Annotated in this window: 17 protein-coding genes, 1 tRNA gene and 1 pseudogene; 4 read left to right on the top strand and 15 right to left on the bottom strand. The window is 65.0% G+C overall.

All coding sequences use genetic code 11. The annotated features are described in order from the left end of the window. Positions 1-175: 175 nt before the first annotated feature. From hemP to ACTJLD_RS40330, 3 genes are all read right to left on the bottom strand, one after another. The gene (gene hemP / locus ACTJLD_RS40340) at positions 176-421 is read right to left on the bottom strand and encodes a hemin uptake protein HemP (protein ID WP_021163412.1); all 246 of its coding nucleotides are present in this window, start codon (positions 419-421) and stop codon (positions 176-178) included. A 138-nt stretch (positions 422-559) separates the two neighbouring features. Then, positions 560-1,042 (bottom strand): SRPBCC family protein, encoded by a 483-nt coding sequence (locus ACTJLD_RS40335; protein ID WP_027786893.1) that lies wholly within the window; start codon positions 1,040-1,042, stop codon positions 560-562. 99 nt (positions 1,043-1,141) lie between these two features. Beyond that, positions 1,142-2,014: a pirin family protein gene (locus tag ACTJLD_RS40330; RefSeq protein WP_027786894.1), complete on the bottom strand. Its 873-nt coding sequence runs from the start codon at positions 2,012-2,014 to the stop codon at positions 1,142-1,144. 122 nt (positions 2,015-2,136) lie between these two features. On the opposite strand from ACTJLD_RS40330, the gene ACTJLD_RS40325 reads away from it, so the two are divergent. Next, entirely contained in the window at positions 2,137-3,111 is a 975-nt protein-coding gene (locus ACTJLD_RS40325; RefSeq protein WP_021163408.1) for a LysR family transcriptional regulator, read from the top strand. Between the two features lie 384 nt (positions 3,112-3,495). Here the strand turns inward: ACTJLD_RS40325 and ACTJLD_RS40320 are convergent, their stop codons facing one another. The 9 genes from ACTJLD_RS40320 to ACTJLD_RS40280 form a co-directional block, all read right to left on the bottom strand. Continuing rightward, on the bottom strand, positions 3,496-3,924 hold the full coding sequence (locus tag ACTJLD_RS40320; RefSeq protein ID WP_021163407.1) for an ExbD/TolR family protein: 429 nt from the start codon (positions 3,922-3,924) through the stop codon (positions 3,496-3,498). A 13-nt stretch (positions 3,925-3,937) separates the two neighbouring features. Then, the gene (locus ACTJLD_RS40315; RefSeq protein WP_027786895.1) at positions 3,938-4,669 is read right to left on the bottom strand and encodes a MotA/TolQ/ExbB proton channel family protein; all 732 of its coding nucleotides are present in this window, start codon (positions 4,667-4,669) and stop codon (positions 3,938-3,940) included. A gap of 36 nt (positions 4,670-4,705) precedes the next feature. Beyond that, on the bottom strand, positions 4,706-5,437 hold the full coding sequence (locus tag ACTJLD_RS40310; RefSeq protein ID WP_027786896.1) for an energy transducer TonB: 732 nt from the start codon (positions 5,435-5,437) through the stop codon (positions 4,706-4,708). A 217-nt stretch (positions 5,438-5,654) separates the two neighbouring features. Continuing rightward, on the bottom strand, positions 5,655-5,891 hold the full coding sequence (locus ACTJLD_RS40305) for a (2Fe-2S)-binding protein (protein WP_011352654.1): 237 nt from the start codon (positions 5,889-5,891) through the stop codon (positions 5,655-5,657). A gap of 151 nt (positions 5,892-6,042) precedes the next feature. Further along, entirely contained in the window at positions 6,043-6,903 is an 861-nt protein-coding gene (murI, locus tag ACTJLD_RS40300; RefSeq protein WP_222215229.1) for a glutamate racemase, read from the bottom strand. A gap of 39 nt (positions 6,904-6,942) precedes the next feature. Then, positions 6,943-7,419 (bottom strand): bacterioferritin, encoded by a 477-nt coding sequence (gene bfr, locus ACTJLD_RS40295; protein WP_059535536.1) that lies wholly within the window; start codon positions 7,417-7,419, stop codon positions 6,943-6,945. Between the two features lie 194 nt (positions 7,420-7,613). Then, the gene (locus ACTJLD_RS40290; protein ID WP_006478316.1) at positions 7,614-9,137 is read right to left on the bottom strand and encodes a fumarate hydratase; all 1,524 of its coding nucleotides are present in this window, start codon (positions 9,135-9,137) and stop codon (positions 7,614-7,616) included. A 34-nt stretch (positions 9,138-9,171) separates the two neighbouring features. After that, positions 9,172-9,789, bottom strand: coding sequence for a TIGR00645 family protein (locus ACTJLD_RS40285; protein WP_059688942.1), 618 nt, complete (start codon positions 9,787-9,789; stop codon positions 9,172-9,174). A gap of 113 nt (positions 9,790-9,902) precedes the next feature. Further along, complete coding sequence (locus ACTJLD_RS40280) at positions 9,903-10,799, bottom strand: DMT family transporter (RefSeq protein ID WP_440661639.1); 897 nt, start codon at positions 10,797-10,799, stop codon at positions 9,903-9,905. A 316-nt stretch (positions 10,800-11,115) separates the two neighbouring features. Between ACTJLD_RS40280 and acs the strand changes: the two genes are divergently transcribed. From acs to ACTJLD_RS40265, 3 genes are all read left to right on the top strand, one after another. Beyond that, positions 11,116-13,098: an acetate--CoA ligase gene (acs, locus tag ACTJLD_RS40275; protein WP_440661637.1), complete on the top strand. Its 1,983-nt coding sequence runs from the start codon at positions 11,116-11,118 to the stop codon at positions 13,096-13,098. An 83-nt stretch (positions 13,099-13,181) separates the two neighbouring features. Next, positions 13,182-13,526: a DUF4212 domain-containing protein gene (locus ACTJLD_RS40270; protein ID WP_440661636.1), complete on the top strand. Its 345-nt coding sequence runs from the start codon at positions 13,182-13,184 to the stop codon at positions 13,524-13,526. A 3-nt stretch (positions 13,527-13,529) separates the two neighbouring features. Then, complete coding sequence (locus ACTJLD_RS40265; RefSeq protein ID WP_440661634.1) at positions 13,530-15,545, top strand: sodium:solute symporter family protein; 2,016 nt, start codon at positions 13,530-13,532, stop codon at positions 15,543-15,545. Positions 15,546-15,608: 63 nt separating this feature from the next. Here the strand turns inward: ACTJLD_RS40265 and ACTJLD_RS40260 are convergent, their stop codons facing one another. From ACTJLD_RS40260 to ACTJLD_RS40250, 3 genes and pseudogenes are all read right to left on the bottom strand, one after another. After that, a complete protein-coding gene (locus ACTJLD_RS40260; RefSeq protein ID WP_440661632.1) occupies positions 15,609-16,493 on the bottom strand; it encodes a DUF2939 domain-containing protein in 885 nt (294 codons plus the stop codon). Between the two features lie 258 nt (positions 16,494-16,751). Continuing rightward, a tRNA-Ser gene (locus ACTJLD_RS40255) sits at positions 16,752-16,842 on the bottom strand. Positions 16,843-16,899: 57 nt separating this feature from the next. Continuing rightward, positions 16,900-17,088 (bottom strand): annotated as a pseudogene (locus tag ACTJLD_RS40250) (hypothetical protein); the annotation flags it as partial. Positions 17,089-17,096: the final 8 nt, after the last annotated feature.

The following is a 17,096-nucleotide window of genomic DNA, read 5'->3' as shown; positions in this document are numbered from 1 at the left end:
GTCGAAGGACGTGTCGCTTTTTTCTTCCTTGTGCGAGAACCAAAAAAGTGGCTTGGCTTGCTGCAACGGCTGCTTGAGTGTGTTTGCACGAAGGGGTCTAGATCTCGCGTGCAAGCCGTTACGCTGGCTAATGCCCAACACCTCTCAGGGAGGTGGTCCCCACAATACTCTGTCGTTACTTCGTCAGGATCAGTTTGCCGAGCCGTGTGGCGCGCAACTGATAGGTCTCTCCGTTATGCGCGATGCTGACGTGGCTTTGGCCTTGCAGCAGCGCATCGCTGCTGACGACCCGCGTGCCTGCATCGCGGTTGCCGGCGGGCTTCGCCGGCGTGGTGACCGCTGCCGTCTTCTGGCGGCTGCTGCCTGCGGTGCCGGTCGGGCGGCGCAAGGTCAGCGTGGTCGGGCGCATGGTGTCGGTCATTCGGTTGATCGGTGACTGTCGATACGATGGAATGAATTCTAAATGATAACTATTCCCATTTACAAAAACTCTTTATCGATCGGAATGGTGAATCTGATAGCTTGAATCAAAGGGGCGGCCCGCAGGCCGCCGCCGGGTTCAGTGCAGCGGATCGGGATCCTTGCGGCCCTGCGCGTACTCGCGGATCAGGCGAACCGTGTCGATATCCGACGTGCGGTACGCCTCCTTGACGATCCCGTGCGTCTGGCGCGCGTCTTCGCTGTCGTCGGTGACGACCAGCGTCGTGCGGTATTCGAAACGCAGGAACAGCTCGTGGTCGTCACGTTCCTCGATCGTCATCGTCAGCGAGCCGCCGATCTCGCCGTCGGCGGCGCGGATGTCGTAGCGGACCTGCTGATTCGGCGTGAACGTGACGTGATCGCGCACGGTCGCGTGACCGTAGTGCAGTTCGCGTTCGAGCGTCGTCTCCGTCCGTTCGTGGACGACGCAGCTGTCGAGACCGAGCACGAACAGTTGCGGCTGTTCGGCGCGCAGCACGAGACCTTCCCAGAGCTGGTCGCGGGTGAGGGTGGGCACGGCCGGATCGTCGGAGTTGATCTGGATCAGATGTTCGAAGTTCAAGGGGACGGGTTCCTTCTGGTGGCGGGCGGCCACATGGCTCAAGAAGTCATTGTGACGCAAAACGGGCGGTTTCGCGGCACCTGCCCGTGCGTCCACGCCTCATGCCTCGATACGGCCCATGCGCCCCGTCTGGTAGTCGACGACCGCCTGCCGGATCTCTTCCTCGGTATTCATCACGAACGGGCCGTAGCGGACGATCGGCTCGTTGAGCGGTACGCCGCCGATCAGCAGCAGGTCGAGCGGCGTGTCGCCGGCAGCGAACGTGACCGTGTCGCCGTCGTCGCCATACACGACCATGTGCCGTGCGTCGACTGCCTGCCTGTCGGGCCCGTAGAGGCCCGTTCCGTCGATCGGATAGGCGAATACACGATAGCCTGCCGGGACGGGCTGCGTGACCGTTGCACCGGGTTGCAGCGTGAAATGCTGGTAGAGGATCGGCGTGCGCGTCTCGATCGCCGCCCGGACACCGAACGCTTCGCCGGCGATGACGCGCACGCGCACGAGACCGTCCGGCGACGTGGCGCTCGGGATGCGATCGGCCGGGATTTCCTGGTAGCGCGGCGCGATCAGCTTGTCGCGCCGCGGCAGGTTGACCCACAGCTGGAAGCCGTGGGAGCGGCCGCCTGCCTGCGCGAATTCAGGATCCGGCATCTCGCTGTGCACGACGCCGGCGCCCGCCGTCATCCATTGCACGTCGCCCGGGCCGAGCGTGCCGGCATGGCCGGACGAGTCGCGATGACGGAAGCGCCCGTCGAGTGCATAGGTCACGGTCTCGAAGCCGCGATGCGGATGGTCGGGGGCGCCCTTGGCTTCGCCGGGCGCGTAGTCGACGGGGCCCATTTCGTCGAGCAGCAGGAACGGATCGAAATCCATCAGCAGCCGGGTCGGGAACGGGCGGTGAACCACGAAGCCGCCGCCTTCGGTCGTGCGAAGTGCGGGGTACGTGCGGTCAAGCGAGCGAGCGGTCGTCATGCGGATACCCTCGAAATCATTGGAATAGCGTTATTTTTGAAACATAGCGCTATTATATTGGGCGTTTTACCGCGCGATTCGCGACGGTTCGCAATGGATTGTTCTGAAATTGGAACGATGAGATGAATATCGATGCACACAACCTGAACGACCTCATGTACTTTTCGCAGGTCGTCGAACATGGCGGTTTCTCGGCCGCGGAGCGCGTGCTGGGCATCTCGAAATCGCGCCTGTCGCGGCGCCTGACCGAACTCGAGGCGGCGCTCGGCGTGCGCCTGCTGCAGCGCTCCACACGCAAGCTCGCGCTGACCGAGGCGGGGGAGCTGTTCTACCAGCACTGCCAGGCGATGCTGGCCGAAGCGCAGGCTGCGATGAACGCGGTCCAGCAGTTGCGCGCATCGCCGCGCGGCTCGGTGCGTGTCAGTGTGCCCGTGACGCTGTCGCAGACGATGCTGTCGCGCATCCTGCCCGAATTCCTGCGCCGCTATCCCGAGGTGAAGGTGCACGTCCGCGTGACGAATCGCGTGATCGACCTGTTCGAGGATTCGATCGACGTCGCGCTGCGTGTGCGCTCGGAGCCGCCGCAGAACGCGAATATCGTCGTGCGGCCGCTATGGCGCACCGAGCAGATGCTGGTCGGTGCGCCGAGCCTGCTGAGCCAGAATGCGCCGCCGCTGGTACCGGACGACCTGAGCGGATTCGAAACGCTCGATACGCCGAGCGTCGACGGGCGGCACGTGTTCAACCTGATCGCGCCGGACGGTACGCGTCACGTGCACGAACACGACCCGCGGCTGGTGACGGCCGACCTGATGACGATCCGCGAAGCCGTGCTCGATGGCCTCGGCATCGCGGCGCTGCCGGAGATGATGTACGGCAACGCGCTGCGCGCGGGGCAACTGTCGCCGGTGATGCCGGGCTGGACGCTGCCCGTGCCGCAACTGTACGCGGTGTTCGTGTCGCGGCAGGGGATGCCGCCTGCGGTGCGTGCGTTTGTCGACTATCTGGTCGAGAAGCTCGATCACGGCGCCTACAAGGAACCGGGGTGTCCGGAGCGTGCGAAGAAGGAAGCGGCGGCCGATGTTTCGGCGACCTGAACACGACGTGCACGGCGAGGCAAATTTGTTTTGTCATTGAAGCGTCGCCTGCAATCGCAAGTTTCAATCGCCGGAACCTTGAATGCGCGTGCGTGCGAGCCTATATTGAAATCCCATTTCGTGAAGGAAGTTCTGAGCGAAATCAGGTGGCCGCATATATTGTGAGCCAGATAGGGCAGAACGCGCAGTCCGTGCAGACCACGGCAGAGTCGCATTTGCGTTGCTCGAGGCGTAACCGATACCGCCAAAGAGCCCGCCGCCCGAAGGCGCCCGCGTGCGCATGAAAAAAGGCCTTCATCTGGCGATGAAGGCCTTTTACTTTGTGCGCGGCCGGCTAGGCGCGGCCGGCCAGGTGCAGCCGGCGAGCGCCTGATTGCGCGTGCGTTACTTCGCTTTTGCGGTCGGCTCGGTCACGAAGCCGAGCTTCGTCAAACCGCCGGCCTGCGCATCCGACATCACTTCGGCGACGTGTTCGTAGGCAACCTTGCGGTCCGCGCGCAGGTGCAACTCCGGCTGCGGCGTGCGTTTTGCCGCTTCCGCGATGCGTTCCTGCAATTGTTCGCGCGTGACCGTATGGTCGTCCCACAGGATCGTGCCGTCGCCCTGGATCGCGACGTCGACCGTCTGCGGTTTTTCGTCGACAGGCTGGCTGCTGGCATGCGGCAGGTCGATCTTAACCGCGTGCTGCATCGCCGGGATCGTCACGAGGAAAATGATCAGGAGTACGAGCATGACGTCGACGAGCGGCGTCATGTTGATCTCGCTCATCACTGCATCGTCGTCATCGTCGCTGAAACCGGTGTTCATTGCCATGGTTCACCCCGTCTCAGCTGGCGCGCGTCGCGAGACGCAGGCCGTCGCGCGTCGACGACGATGCGAGGCTCGCGCCCGTCACGAAATACGCGTGCAGGCCGTGCGCGAAGCGGCGCAGCTTGCTGACGACGCCCTTGTTCGCACGGGTGAGTGCGTTGTAGCCGAGCACGGCCGGGATCGCGACGAACAGGCCGAATGCGGTCATGATCAGCGATTCGCCGACCGGGCCCGCGACCTGGTCGATCGACGTCTGGCCGGATGCGCCGATCGCGAGCAGTGCGTGGTAGATCCCCCAGACCGTACCGAACAGGCCGACGAACGGCGCCGTGCTGCCGACCGACGCGAGGATCGCGAGGCCGCTTTGCATGCGCGAGATGCCTTCGTCCATCGTGTCCTTCAGGCAGCGCGTGACCCAGTCCGACACGTCCATGCGGTCGTGCAGGTGCGGTTGCGTCTGGTGGTGGTGATCGGCGGCTTCCTTGCCCGACAGCGCGAGCGCGAGGAACGGGTTGTCGTTCGGCGTCGAGGCGGCGAGCCCGAGCTTCTTGATGCCGTCGTCGAAGTTGTCCGAATGCCAGAACGCCTGTTCGGCGTTCTTCGTCAGGCGGTTCAGGCGGATCACGTTCCAGCCCTTGATGACGATCACGATCCACGACAGGACCGACATCACGAGCAGCGTGATCGCGATGGCGCGCGTGACGAAATCACCTTGCGCCCAGACGTGCGCGATACCGTAGCTTTGCATTTTCTTGTTTCCTTTGAATCTACCGAATATGACGGGTTAGTCGTCGAGCGTGAAGTTGAAGGGCAGCGTATGGGCGGCGCGGATCGCCTGGCCGTTCTCGATATACGGCGGGCAGGTGCTGGCGCGCGTCGCCTCGAGCGCGGCTTCGTCGAGACGCGGGTAGCCGCTGCTCTTCTGCAGCTGGACGCTTTCGATCTTGCCCGTCACGCCGATGATGAAGTGAACATAAGCCGTGCCCGTTTCGCCGCGACGCTTCGACATCGTCGGATAGGCGGGCTTCACGAAATTGCAGCTGAGCGCCGTGACGTTCTTCGGTGCGCTGACCTGCATTGTCTCGCGCGCCGGGCCGGGTGCTGCAGCCGGTGCGGCAGGCGCCGGCGCGGCGGGAGCCGGCGTCGGATCGACCACTGCCGGCGCGGGCGTCGGCGACGGTGCCTGCGCGACCGGCTGAGGCGTCGGGACGGCTTTCTGTACCGGCTTCGGCTCGACCTTCGGCTTCACGCGCGGCGTGGGCTTGGGGGGCGTGGGCTGCTGCGCGGCCGATTGGACCGCGACCGGCTGGGCAGGGGGCGCGGGCGGAATGAGCTGTGCGGTGATCGACTGAACCTCGATCTCCTTCGCCGGCGGCGGCGCGTTGCGATGGAGCCAGGCGGCCGTCAGCATGATCGCATGTGCGGCAAGCACACCGACCGCGGCGACGATCACTCGGGGATTCATACGTGGTGCAGCCGGCAAGATGCTGGCGGGAGTGGAATGCGAAGCCTGCATGTTAGCTTGAAAGAACGATGTCGCACCCGGGGCGCGGCGGGTGAATCGGCATCACTTGCGGAAGATCAGCAGCGAGATGCAAACGGTGGTCACAAATCCGATCAGCAATTCCATGACAGGCTCCTTGGCAGGTAAGCCGCTGGCTCGCGCATACGGTGGCTTGCTGACGGTCAAAACAAAAATGCGGCCTGGGCCGCATGTACACACCCGGCGCCGGTCAGGCAGCCTTGCGTTCGTAGAACGTGACCGGGATCGGATGAGCGTGGTGCTCGACACCGCACTGGCTCGCGCAGACGCCTTGTTCGGCCATGAGGTCGCGTACGGACTCCTCGCACTTGCCGCAGCACGTGGCCACGCCGAGCTCGAACTGGAGTTCATCGAAAGAGTTCACGCCCTCTGCGAGGGACGCGCGAATCTTGCGATCGGAAACAGACTTGCACACGCAGACGATCATGGTGAGTTGCGATAGCTAACGTTAATGCGAATTATTATCATTAATTTTGCGGACGTTGACAAGCGCGGGTCAGGCTTTTTTTAAGGTCATCAGACCCTTGAAGCGATGGGGGCGGTGGAGCGGCACGCGGAAGCGCGCGTGCCGGCTCGTGTCAGGCGGTCGCGCAGGCGCGCGCGTTCGGCGAGGAAATGGTGACGGATTCGACCGGTGCGGCGAGGCCGAGCAGTGTCGATGCGAGTACCTGCAACTGGCGGCCGTCGCTGGTCGAGCAGAAGCGGGGCGGCGCCGCGCGCGTGCCGGCCGGCGCACGCAGGCTGCGCTCGTCGAGAATCCGGGCGAGCTGGCGCGCGATTGCGTCGCTCGTGTCGACGATCGTCAGGCGGTCGCCCACAAGGTCACGAATCGTTTCCGTGAAGAACGGGTAATGCGTGCAGCCGAGTACCAGCGTATCGGCGCCGTCGTCGAGCATCGGCTGCAGGTAGCTGTCGAGCAACGCGCGCAATGCGGGCGAATTCGTGTCGCCGCGCTCGATGGCCTCGACGAGCCCGTGGCCGGGCTGGCAGATGAAGCGGCGGCCGGCGCCGTAGCGGTCGAGCAGCGCCTGGAAGCGCGGGCTGTTCAGCGTCGACTGCGTGGCGAGGACGCCCGCGACGCCGCTCGCGGACACGGCGGCGGCCGGCTTGATGCCCGGCTCGACACCGACGAGCGGCATCGGCAGGTGTTCGCGGATCGCGGCGATCGCGCGTGCGGTTGCGGTGTTGCAGGCGATGACGAGCGCCTTCGCCCCTTCGCGGGCCAGCCACTCGCCGATTGCCAGCGTGCGTTCCGTAATGAACGCCTCATCGCGCGGACCATAAGGTGCGTGGTGCGAATCGGCGACGTAGATGAACGATTCGTCGGGCAGCTGCGCGCGCGCGGCGCGCAGTACCGACAGGCCACCCAGCCCTGAATCGAAGATGCCGATGGGGGCAGCGGTCGTGGACGTCGCGGCGATAACGGAATGTGTCGACATGAAAGGACGGGTGGCGATGGCGGGAAGGGCGGAGCGCGCTTACTCCGGCGAACCCATCATCGTTTGCTGGTAGTTCTGCAGGCCGACCTTGCCGATCAGGTCGATCTGCGTTTCCAGCCAGTCGATGTGCTCTTCGGTGTCGTCGAGAATCTTTTCGAAGATCTCGCGCGACACGTAGTCACGAACCGATTCGCAATAGGCGATCGCTTCCTTGCAGGTGGACTGCGAGATCTGCTCGAGCTTCAGGTCGCACTTCAGGATCTCTTCGGTTTCCTCGCCGATGAGCAGCTTGTGCAGGTCCTGCAGGTTCGGCAGGCCGTCGAGCATGAAGACGCGCTCGATCAGCCAGTCGGCGTGCTTCATTTCGCCGATCGACTCGTCGTACTCGTGCTTGCCGAGTTTCTCGAGGCCCCAGTGCTTGTACATGCGCGCATGCAGGAAGTACTGGTTGATCGCCGTGAGTTCATTCTTCAACTGGGCGTTCAGATATTCGATGACTTTCTTGTCGCCTTGCATGGCTTGTTCCTTGTTCAGTGGAGCTTCAGAAACCGAAAGATAATCGCTCGTACGAGAAAAGCCAAGCCTCGAAGCCTTGCCGGGCCTGCCTTTTGCATGTAATGAGAATCAGCCTCGAATAACCGGCCGCATGCAGGAATGAGAACGAGAAGCAAAAAGGCCGGACTTGCGTCCGGCCTTGCATTCGATCGCGCTCAAGCGGTTGCGACCGGGATCTTGCCGATCTTCGCCTGCCACTCCTTCGGGCCGGTCTGGTGCACCGACGTGCCCGACGAATCGACGGCAACCGTCACCGGCATGTCCTGCACGTCGAACTCGTAGATCGCTTCCATGCCGAGGTCCTCGAATGCGAGCACCTTCGCGCCGCGGATCGCCTTCGACACGAGGTATGCGGCGCCGCCGACGGCCATCAGGTAGGCCGCCTTGTGCTTCTTGATCGCGTCGATTGCGACCGGGCCGCGCTCGGCCTTGCCGACCATCGAGATCAGGCCGGTTTGCGCGAGCATCGTCTCGGTGAACTTGTCCATGCGCGTGGCCGTCGTCGGGCCTGCCGGGCCGACCACTTCGTCGCGCACCGGATCGACCGGGCCGACGTAGTAGATCACGCGGTTGGTGAAGTCGACCGGCAGCTTCTCGCCCTTCGCGAGCATGTCGGCGATGCGCTTGTGCGCAGCGTCGCGGCCGGTGAGCATCTTGCCCGACAGCAGCAGCGTCTGGCCCGGCGTCCAGCTGGCGACTTCTTCCGGCGTCAGCGTGTTCAGGTCGACGCGCTTGCTGGTTTCCGTGTTGGGTTCCCACTGGACCTTCGGCCATGCGTCGAGCGACGGTGCTTCAAGCTTGGCCGGGCCCGAGCCGTCGAGCACGAAGTGCGCGTGGCGCGTGGCCGCGCAGTTCGGGATCAGCGCGACCGGCTTCGATGCCGCGTGCGTCGGTGCCGCCATGATCTTCACGTCGAGCACCGTTGCGAGGCCACCGAGGCCCTGGGCGCCGATGCCGAGAGCGTTGACCTTCTCGTGCAGTTCGACACGCAGTTCCTCGACCCAGTCCTTCGGGCCGCGCGCGATGATTTCCTGGATGTCGATCGGCTCCATCAGCGATTCCTTCGCCATCAGCATCGCCTTCTCGGCGGTGCCGCCGATGCCGATCCCGAGCATGCCCGGCGGGCACCAGCCCGCGCCCATCGTCGGGACCGTCTTCAGCACCCAGTCGACGATCGAGTCGGACGGGTTCAGCATCACGAACTTCGACTTGTTCTCCGAGCCGCCGCCCTTCGCCGCGACCTGCACGTCGACCTTGTCGCCCGGCACGATCTCGTAGTGGATCACGGCCGGCGTGTTGTCCTTCGTGTTCTTGCGGGCGCCTTCCGGCGGATTGACGATCGACGCGCGCAGCACGTTGTCCGGGTGCGTGTAACCGCGGCGCACGCCTTCGTTGATCATGTCGGTGAGGCCCATCGTCGCGCCGTCCCAGCGCACGTCCATGCCGACCTTCACGAAGATCGTGACGATGCCGGTGTCCTGGCAGATCGGACGCTTGCCTTCCGCGCACATGCGGCTGTTCGTGAGGATCTGCGCGATCGCATCCTTCGCGGCCGGGCTTTCTTCCAGCTCGTACGCGCGGCCGAGGGCCTGGATGTAGTCGAGCGGGTGGTAGTAGCTGATGTACTGCAGCGAATCCGCGATGCTCTGGATCAGGTCTTCCTGTTTGATGACGGTCATGGCTGAGACTCTGTGGGGACAGTGGGGAATGCGTTTATGCGTTGGCGGCTGTTTCGGCCGGCTTGCGGGACGCGGGCACGGCGCTCGCGTGCGGCGCGTGCGTCTCGTGGAAATGGGCCGGGTGCGTGTGCGTCGTCAGGCGGTCGACCCACGCCATCACGAGCGCCGACACCAGGAACGACACGTGGATGATTACCTGCCACATGATCGCGTGCATCGTGTGCTGGTCGGGGTTGATGAACGTCTTCAGCAGGTGGATCGACGAAATGCTGATCAGCGCCATCGACAGCTTGACCTTCAGCACGCCCGCGTTCACGTGGTCGAGCCATTCGGGCTCGTCGGGGTGGCCCTCGATGCCGAGGCGCGACACGAACGTTTCGTAACCGCCGACGATCACCATGATCAGCAGGTTCGAGATCATCACCACGTCGATCAGGCCGAGCACCGCGAGCATCACGCTGATTTCGTCGAGGCTGGTCGCATGCGACAGCAGGTGCCAGACTTCCTTCAGGAACAGGAACACGTAGACGGCCTGCGCGACGATCAGGCCGAGGTAAAGCGGAACCTGGAGCCAGCGGCTCATGAAAATCAGCGCGGGAAGCGGGCGAAGCGGGCGACGGGCGGGGCGGCCGGGCGAATGCGGGGCGGACATGATGGAGACTCGGGCGCGGTGCGCAGGTATCGGGGGTAATCTTGAAAAGGCGCGCTATTGTAACGCGTCGGCCGGCGCGACTGCAGTGACGCGCCGGCACAGCCGGGGACGGATCAGGACGCGGCGGCGGGCACGCGTTTCACGCGCAGGCTCGCGAGCACGATGCCGGTGACGACGCACGCGAGCGCGATGCCGTGGGCGAGGGTCGGCCGCTCGCCGAGGAACGCGATGCCATACGCGGCCGCGGCGACCGGCAGCACCGCGCTGAACACGCCGGCGAGGCTGCCCGGCACGTGCCGGATGCCTTTCATCCACAGCCAGAACGAGAAGATGCTGGCCGACAGGCCGTACCAGACGACGAGCGCCCAGGTGCCGGCCGGCACGCTCGCGTAATCGAAATGCCACATGGCCGTCGCGCCGAGCGGCAGCATCAGGCACAGGCCGAACAGGTGCGTGTACGCGCAGATGTCGATCGGCGCGAGCGTCTGCGTGAGGCGGCGCGACAGGATCACGTAGATCGATTCGCAGCACACCGCGCCGAGGATCAGCAGGTTGCCGGTCAGCGACGACGATGCGCTGTGCCCGGCGGCGCTGCCGTTCGCGAGGTTGATCGTCACGACGCCGGCGATTGCGAGCGCGATCGACACGAGCGCACGGCCGTTCGGTTTTTCACGCAGGATCAGCCACGCGAACAGCGCGACGATCGCCGGAATCGTGCTGGTGATCACGCCGGCCGCGACCGCGCTCGTGCGCTGCACGCCGTTCAGCATCAGCAGCGTGAACATGAAGGTGCCGAAGAACGCCTGCAGGAACAGGTTCAGCCATTCGCCGCGCTTGACGGTGCGCATCTTCACCGGGCTGAACAGCGGCCACAGCACGGCGATCGCAATCACGAAGCGCAGCGTGGCGAGGATGGCGACGGGAACGAAGACGACGATCGATTTGCCGATACCGACATTGCTGCCGACGAACAGCATCGACAGAACGAGAAAGAAAGCATAGCGATTCAAGCTGGAATCCGGAAGGCGAGTTCAGTTAGGATTGTAGGGTCGCGCTCGTTACAGCGTAAAGCTGCAAGCGGCGCCGCCCGGCGGGCGAAACGGCCGTGCCGCGTAAGTGACGGGTAAGTTGGAGCGCTTATTGTGGACACTGTCGGGTCGCCCGGTCGCCATCGTGCGACGTGGTGCGGCGCAGCATCGCGCAGCGGCCTTCGGGCCGTGCGCGGATGGTGGGTAGGAGACAGCGGCGCGCATGCGCCGGCCAAGACGCGCGGCGTGCACGATCGCGCCGCCATGCAGAGGATTCATGTTCACCAAGGGGTAGTCGATGTCTGCGATTGAATCGGTTCTTCACGAAACCCGCCAGTTTGCGCCGCCCGCGGCGCTCGAGCAGGCGGCGACCATTTCCGGCATGCCGGCCTATCGGGCGCTCGTCGCCGAGGCCGAGCGCGATTACGAAGGCTTCTGGGCGCGCCTCGCGCGCGAGGGTCTCGCGTGGCACAAGCCGTTCACCAACGTGCTCGACGAGTCCAACGCGCCGTTCTACAAGTGGTTCGACGACGGCGAGCTCAACGCGTCGTACAACTGCCTCGACCGTCACGTCGAAGCCGGCAACGGCGAGCGCGTCGCGGTGATCTTCGAAGCCGACGACGGCACCGTCACGCGCGTCACCTATGCGGATCTCCTCTCCCGCGTGTCGCGTTTCGCGAACGCGCTGAAGAAGCGCGGCATCGGCAAGGGCGACCGCGTCGTCATCTATATCCCGATGTCGATCGAAGGCATCGTCGCGATGCAGGCCTGCGCGCGCATCGGCGCGACGCACTCGGTCGTGTTCGGCGGCTTCTCCGCGAAGTCGCTGAACGAGCGGCTCGTCGACGTCGGCGCGACGGCGCTGATCACGGCCGACGAGCAGGCGCGCGGCGGCAAGACGCTGCCGCTCAAGAGCATCGCCGACGAGGCGCTCGCGCTGGGCGGCTGCGAAGCGGTGAAGAGCGTGATCGTCTATCGCCGCACCGGCGGCAAGATCGACTGGCATGCCGACCGCGACCTGTGGATGCACGAACTGACGGCCACCGAATCCGACACCTGCGAGCCGGAATGGGTGAGCGCCGAGCATCCGCTGTTCATCCTGTACACGTCGGGCTCGACCGGCAAGCCGAAGGGCGTGCAGCACAGCACCGGCGGCTACCTGCTGTGGGCCGCGCAGACGATGAAGTGGACCTTCGACTGGAAGCCCACCGACGTGTTCTGGTGCACGGCCGACATCGGCTGGGTCACCGGCCACACGTACATCACGTACGGCCCGCTCGCCTGCGGCGGCACGCAGGTCGTGTTCGAGGGCGTGCCGACCTACCCGGACGCCGGCCGCTTCTGGAAGATGATCGGCGACCACAAGGTCAGCGTGTTCTACACCGCGCCGACCGCGATCCGTTCGCTGATCAAGGCCGCCGAGGCCGACGACAAGGTACATCCGAAGAGCTACGACCTGTCGAGCCTGCGCATCATCGGCACGGTCGGCGAGCCGATCAATCCGGAAGCGTGGATGTGGTATCACAAGCACGTCGGCCAGGAGCGCTGCCCGATCGTCGATACGTGGTGGCAGACCGAGACGGGCGGCCACATGATCACGCCGCTGCCGGGCGCGACGCCGACCGTGCCCGGTTCGTGCACGCTGCCGCTGCCGGGCATCATGGCCGCGGTGGTCGACGAAACCGGCCAGGACGTGCCGAACGGGCAAGGCGGCATTCTCGTCGTCAAGCGCCCGTGGCCCGCGATGATCCGCACGATCTGGGGCGACCCGGAACGCTTCAAGAAGAGCTATTACCCCGAGGAACTCGGCGGCACGCTCTATCTCGCCGGCGACGGCACCGTGCGCGACAAGGACACCGGCTACTTCACGATCATGGGCCGGATCGACGACGTGCTGAACGTGTCGGGCCACCGGCTCGGCACGATGGAGATCGAATCGGCGCTGGTCTCGCACGAGCTGGTGGCCGAGGCGGCCGTGGTCGGCCGTCCTGACGACACGACGGGCGAGGCGGTGGTCGCGTTCGTGGTGCTCAAGCGTGCGCGTCCGGAAGGCGAAGAGGCCGCGGCGCTCGCGAAGACGCTGCGCGACTGGGTCGGCAAGCAGATCGGGCCGATCGCGAAGCCGAAGGACATCCGCTTCGGCGACAACCTGCCGAAGACGCGCTCGGGCAAGATCATGCGGCGCCTGCTGCGCTCGCTCGCCAAGGGCGAAGCGATCACGCAGGACACGTCCACGCTCGAGAATCCGGCCATCCTCGAGCAGCTCGCCGAAGTGCGCTGACCGTACCGGTTGCGCATCACGCGCACGAGCCCCTGCGCGGCAATCCCGATTGCCCGCGCAGGGGCTTTTTGTTACATAACGGCATGACCGTTCCGACCCGATCCGCGCCTGCCGCGCCACCGCCCGTTCCCGAGCCGCTCGAGCGTGCCCACGCACGCTACTGGCGCTTCAATGTCGCGCTGATCGCGGTGCTGATGGCGATCGGTTTCGCCGTGTCGTTCATCGTGCCGTTCTTCGGGCCCGCGCTCGCGAGTGTGCGCTTCGCCGGGTTCAGCCTGCCGTTCTACGTCGGTGCGCAGGGCGCGATTCTCGTGTATCTCGTGCTGATCGTCGCGTATATCGGGCTGATGCAGCGCGCCGACCGCACGCTGCGCCGCGCGTACGACGATCATGCGGCGCGTACCGGCCATCCGAACGGCGGGCGCTGATTCATGCTGACGCATCGACTGATCCGCGCGTATGCGCTCTACACGCTGGGGTTTCTCGGATTCGTGCTGCTGATGTGGCGGATCGAGCGCGCCACCGGCTCCGGCGTCTGGATCGGCTACGTGTTTCTGTTCGTGCCGATCGCGGTGTACGCGGTGATCGGGTTGCTGTCGCGCACGTCCGATCTCGTCGAATACTACGTGGCCGGGCGGCGCGTGCCGTCCGCGTTCAACGGGATGGCGACGGCGGCCGACTGGCTGTCGGCCGCGTCGTTCATCGGCCTGGCCGGCTCGCTCTATACGACCGGCTACGATGCGCTCGCGTACGTGATGGGCTGGACGGGCGGGTTCTGCCTCGTCGCGTTCCTGCTTGCGCCGTATGTGCGCAAGCTCGCGCGCTACACGATTCCCGATTTTCTCGGTACGCGCTTTTCGAGCACGGCCGTGCGTGCGCTCGCGGCCGGCGCGGCGATCCTGTGTTCGTTCGTGTACCTGGTCGCGCAGATCCAGGGGATCGGCCTGATCGCGACGCGCTTCATCGGCGTCGATTTCGCGATCGGGATCTTCTGCGGGCTCGCGGGCATTCTCGTGTGCTCGTTTCTCGGCGGGATGCGCGCGGTCACCTGGACGCAGGTCGCGCAGTACATCATCCTGATCAGCGCGATCCTGATTCCGGTGTCGCTGATCGCGATGAAGAACGGGCTCGGCCCGGTGCCGCAGTTCAGCTACGGCAAGCTGATGGAGCGCGTCGCGGCGCGCGAGGCGCAGGTGCGCGATGCGTCCGACGAACAGCAGGTGCGCGACGCATATCGACGACAAGCCGCGGACATCCAGACGCGGCTCGACCTGCTGCCTTCGTCGTATGCGGATGCACGCCGGCATCTCGCCGACCAGTTGGCCGACCTGCGGCGCCACAACGGACCGCTGCGCGAGATCAGCCAGCGCGAGCGCGAGCTGGCGGACTTTCCGCGCGATCCGGCGGCGGCGCGGGTCGCGTGGACGCAGGCGCGTGACGACCTGCTGGCCCGTGCCGAGCCGCCCGTGCCGATGCACGAACCGTTTCCCGCCGCGAGCGATGACGAACGCAAGCCGCGCGAGCGGAATTTCCTCGCGCTGCTGCTGTGCCTGTCGCTCGGCACCGCGAGCCTGCCGCACATCCTGACGCGTTACAACACGACCACGTCGGTCGCGTCGGCGCGGCGCTCGGTCGGGTGGACCCTGTTCTTCATCGCGCTGTTCTACCTCAGCGTGCCGGTGCTCGCGGTGCTGATCAAGTACGAGATCCTCGCGAACCTCGTCGGGCGGCCGTTCGCCGAATTGCCGGCGTGGGTCACGCAATGGCATCACTTCGAGCCCGACCTGATCAGCGTCGTCGAGGTGATTCGCGATGGCATCGTGCACTGGTCGGAAATCCAGATGCAGCCGGACATGGTCGTGCTGGCCGCGCCGGAGATTGCCGGGCTGCCGTACGTCGTGTCGGGACTGATCGCGGCCGGTGCGCTTGCCGCGGCGCTGTCGACCGCGGACGGGCTGCTGCTGACGATCGCCAACGCGCTGTCGCACGACGTCTACTACTGCATGGTCGCGCCCGACGCATCGAGCCAGCGGCGCGTGACGATCTCGAAGGTGCTGCTGCTCGGCGTCGCCCTGTTCGCGTCGTATGTCGCGTCGCTCAATACGGGGAAGATCCTGTTTCTCGTCGGCGCCGCGTTCTCGCTGGCGGCCTCGAGCTTCTTTCCGGTGCTGGTGCTCGGCGTGTTCTGGAAGCGCACGACGACGCGCGGTGCGATCGCCGGGATGGTGACCGGGCTCGCGGTGTGCGTGTACTACATCGTGTCGACCTATCCGTACTTCACGCAGCTGACGGGATTCGCGGGGCGCACGTGGTTCGGGATCGAGTCGATCAGTTCGGGCGTGTTCGGGGTGCCGGCGGGGTTCGCGGTGGCGATCGTCGTGAGTCTGCTCGATCGAAAGCCGGATGACTATACGCGGGCGCTGGTGGATTACATCCGGCATCCGTGACGCGGGTGTCGTTCGGCATGCTCGCGTGCCTGGGCAGCCAGTGCCGGCGCCGTGACGGGCGGGTCAGAGCGCGGAAATGCCGAGCTCGGCGCCCTTGGTCGTCTGTACCCGGCTGAAATCGCAGCTGCCGTCCGTCATCCCCTTGGCGTTCGGTATCGCGACGCACACATACGCACGGATGCCATGCGGCAGCGCCACGTGGCGAAACTCGCCGACCTTGATCGTCGCGACCCGGTCAACGGCAAAGCGATCGTTGATCGGTGTCGCGCTCGACGGGATCGACATCGTCACTTCCGACGCGGCGTTCCCGGTTTGCGATTTCAGCGTCTGGCTGCTGCCGATCTCACCGCTGACCGAGAAGCGTATCGCCGCCTGTCCTTCGGACACGCGTTGAACCGTGACCGCAAGCGTCGGCATGGCGATTCCCGCCGCGCATTTGCCGGCAGTGCACTCGCGAACGGAAAGCAGCGTGCGAAACGGGGATGCAGGCTGACCGATGACCGACAGGTCGGTAGACGATCCGCCGTCGCGCAGCGCCTTGTCGGCCGGCGGGGGAGAGGTCACCGCGACGGTGGTGGTGATCGACGGCGGCGAAAATGCCGTTGCGCAAGCTGACAGCATCGTCGAAGCGACAATCGTCATGGCGAACCCTGGATTGAATCGCATGGATCTGACTCGCGGAGCTGAAACCTCGGATATCGTCAGAAGAATACACATCTTTAGCGAGCGGGGTGCGGGGGGGCGATGTGCGATGGGTGCCGGCGAAACCGCCGTGTCGATGACCTGATTCGCAAAGCCCATGGCCATCATCATTCCCGGGCCGGCGAATGCATTTCCGTTCATGGCGGGCGAATGCGCCATGTTCGGTTGCATCATGGTCATGAACTGCGCACGCAGGTTTTCGCGCAGTGGCGGACAGTCGACACGGGATGAAAAACGAGTCGGCATCCTTGTCGGCGATGCCGAAACGCGATCGTTATCGAGTTCGGAACGATGGATTGAATGGCGCTGTCGTCGCGTCGAGAAAAACGATGAAGCGATGAGTCGCAGTATTGAACTGCATGGCTGACCCGCTTGCCCGATGCCTGAAGGCGGAAGTCGATGCGAAGCGCATGATGGCGGGCATGTCGGCGCAGCGACGATTGTCGGGCGCTTGGGCGTGCAGAAACGAAAAACGGGCCGAGCGGCCCGTTTTTGCTGACATCCTGGCGGAGAGAGGGGGATTCGAACCCCCGATAGGCGATTAACCTATACACGCTTTCCAGGCGTGCGACTTAAACCACTCATCCATCTCTCCGGAAGACCGAGAGTATAGCAAACTCTGGCGGCAGCCCGCCACTCCCTTCGGCAATCGTCAGAAATCCGTCGTCATCGACAGCCATACCGACCGCGGCTCGCCTTGTATCAGGTGCCCGCCGGTCGTCGACGACCAGTACGACTTGTTCGTGACGTTGCGCACGGTCGCACGGAACGTCGTCTTCCCGCCGAACAGCGCCGTCGCACAACACGCACCGAGATCGTAGCGGTCCCTCGCTGGGATCGACGCCACGC

Origin of the sequence: Burkholderia sp. 22088, from assembly GCF_052045915.1 — a bacterium.
Lineage (GTDB): Bacteria > Pseudomonadota > Gammaproteobacteria > Burkholderiales > Burkholderiaceae > Burkholderia > Burkholderia cepacia.
This window is presented reverse-complemented; position numbering and strand designations above follow the sequence as displayed.

What these genes read in the sequence shown, in the direction of transcription:
- hemP (WP_021163412.1), bottom strand. Translation starts at nt 421, where the DNA reads ATGACCGACACCATGCGCCCGACCACGCTGACCTTGCGCCGCCCGACC.
- ACTJLD_RS40330 (WP_027786894.1), bottom strand. Translation starts at nt 2,014, where the DNA reads ATGACGACCGCTCGCTCGCTTGACCGCACGTACCCCGCACTTCGCACG.
- ACTJLD_RS40325 (WP_021163408.1), top strand. Translation starts at nt 2,137, where the DNA reads ATGAATATCGATGCACACAACCTGAACGACCTCATGTACTTTTCGCAG.
- ACTJLD_RS40320 (WP_021163407.1), bottom strand. Translation starts at nt 3,924, where the DNA reads ATGGCAATGAACACCGGTTTCAGCGACGATGACGACGATGCAGTGATG.
- ACTJLD_RS40315 (WP_027786895.1), bottom strand. Translation starts at nt 4,669, where the DNA reads ATGCAAAGCTACGGTATCGCGCACGTCTGGGCGCAAGGTGATTTCGTC.
- ACTJLD_RS40310 (WP_027786896.1), bottom strand. Translation starts at nt 5,437, where the DNA reads ATGCAGGCTTCGCATTCCACTCCCGCCAGCATCTTGCCGGCTGCACCA.
- ACTJLD_RS40305 (WP_011352654.1), bottom strand. Translation starts at nt 5,891, where the DNA reads ATGATCGTCTGCGTGTGCAAGTCTGTTTCCGATCGCAAGATTCGCGCG.
- murI (WP_222215229.1), bottom strand. Translation starts at nt 6,903, where the DNA reads ATGTCGACACATTCCGTTATCGCCGCGACGTCCACGACCGCTGCCCCC.
- bfr (WP_059535536.1), bottom strand. Translation starts at nt 7,419, where the DNA reads ATGCAAGGCGACAAGAAAGTCATCGAATATCTGAACGCCCAGTTGAAG.
- ACTJLD_RS40290 (WP_006478316.1), bottom strand. Translation starts at nt 9,137, where the DNA reads ATGACCGTCATCAAACAGGAAGACCTGATCCAGAGCATCGCGGATTCG.
- ACTJLD_RS40285 (WP_059688942.1), bottom strand. Translation starts at nt 9,789, where the DNA reads ATGTCCGCCCCGCATTCGCCCGGCCGCCCCGCCCGTCGCCCGCTTCGC.
- acs (WP_440661637.1), top strand. Translation starts at nt 11,116, where the DNA reads ATGTCTGCGATTGAATCGGTTCTTCACGAAACCCGCCAGTTTGCGCCG.
- ACTJLD_RS40270 (WP_440661636.1), top strand. Translation starts at nt 13,182, where the DNA reads ATGACCGTTCCGACCCGATCCGCGCCTGCCGCGCCACCGCCCGTTCCC.
- ACTJLD_RS40265 (WP_440661634.1), top strand. Translation starts at nt 13,530, where the DNA reads ATGCTGACGCATCGACTGATCCGCGCGTATGCGCTCTACACGCTGGGG.
- ACTJLD_RS40260 (WP_440661632.1), bottom strand. Translation starts at nt 16,493, where the DNA reads ATGCCGACTCGTTTTTCATCCCGTGTCGACTGTCCGCCACTGCGCGAA.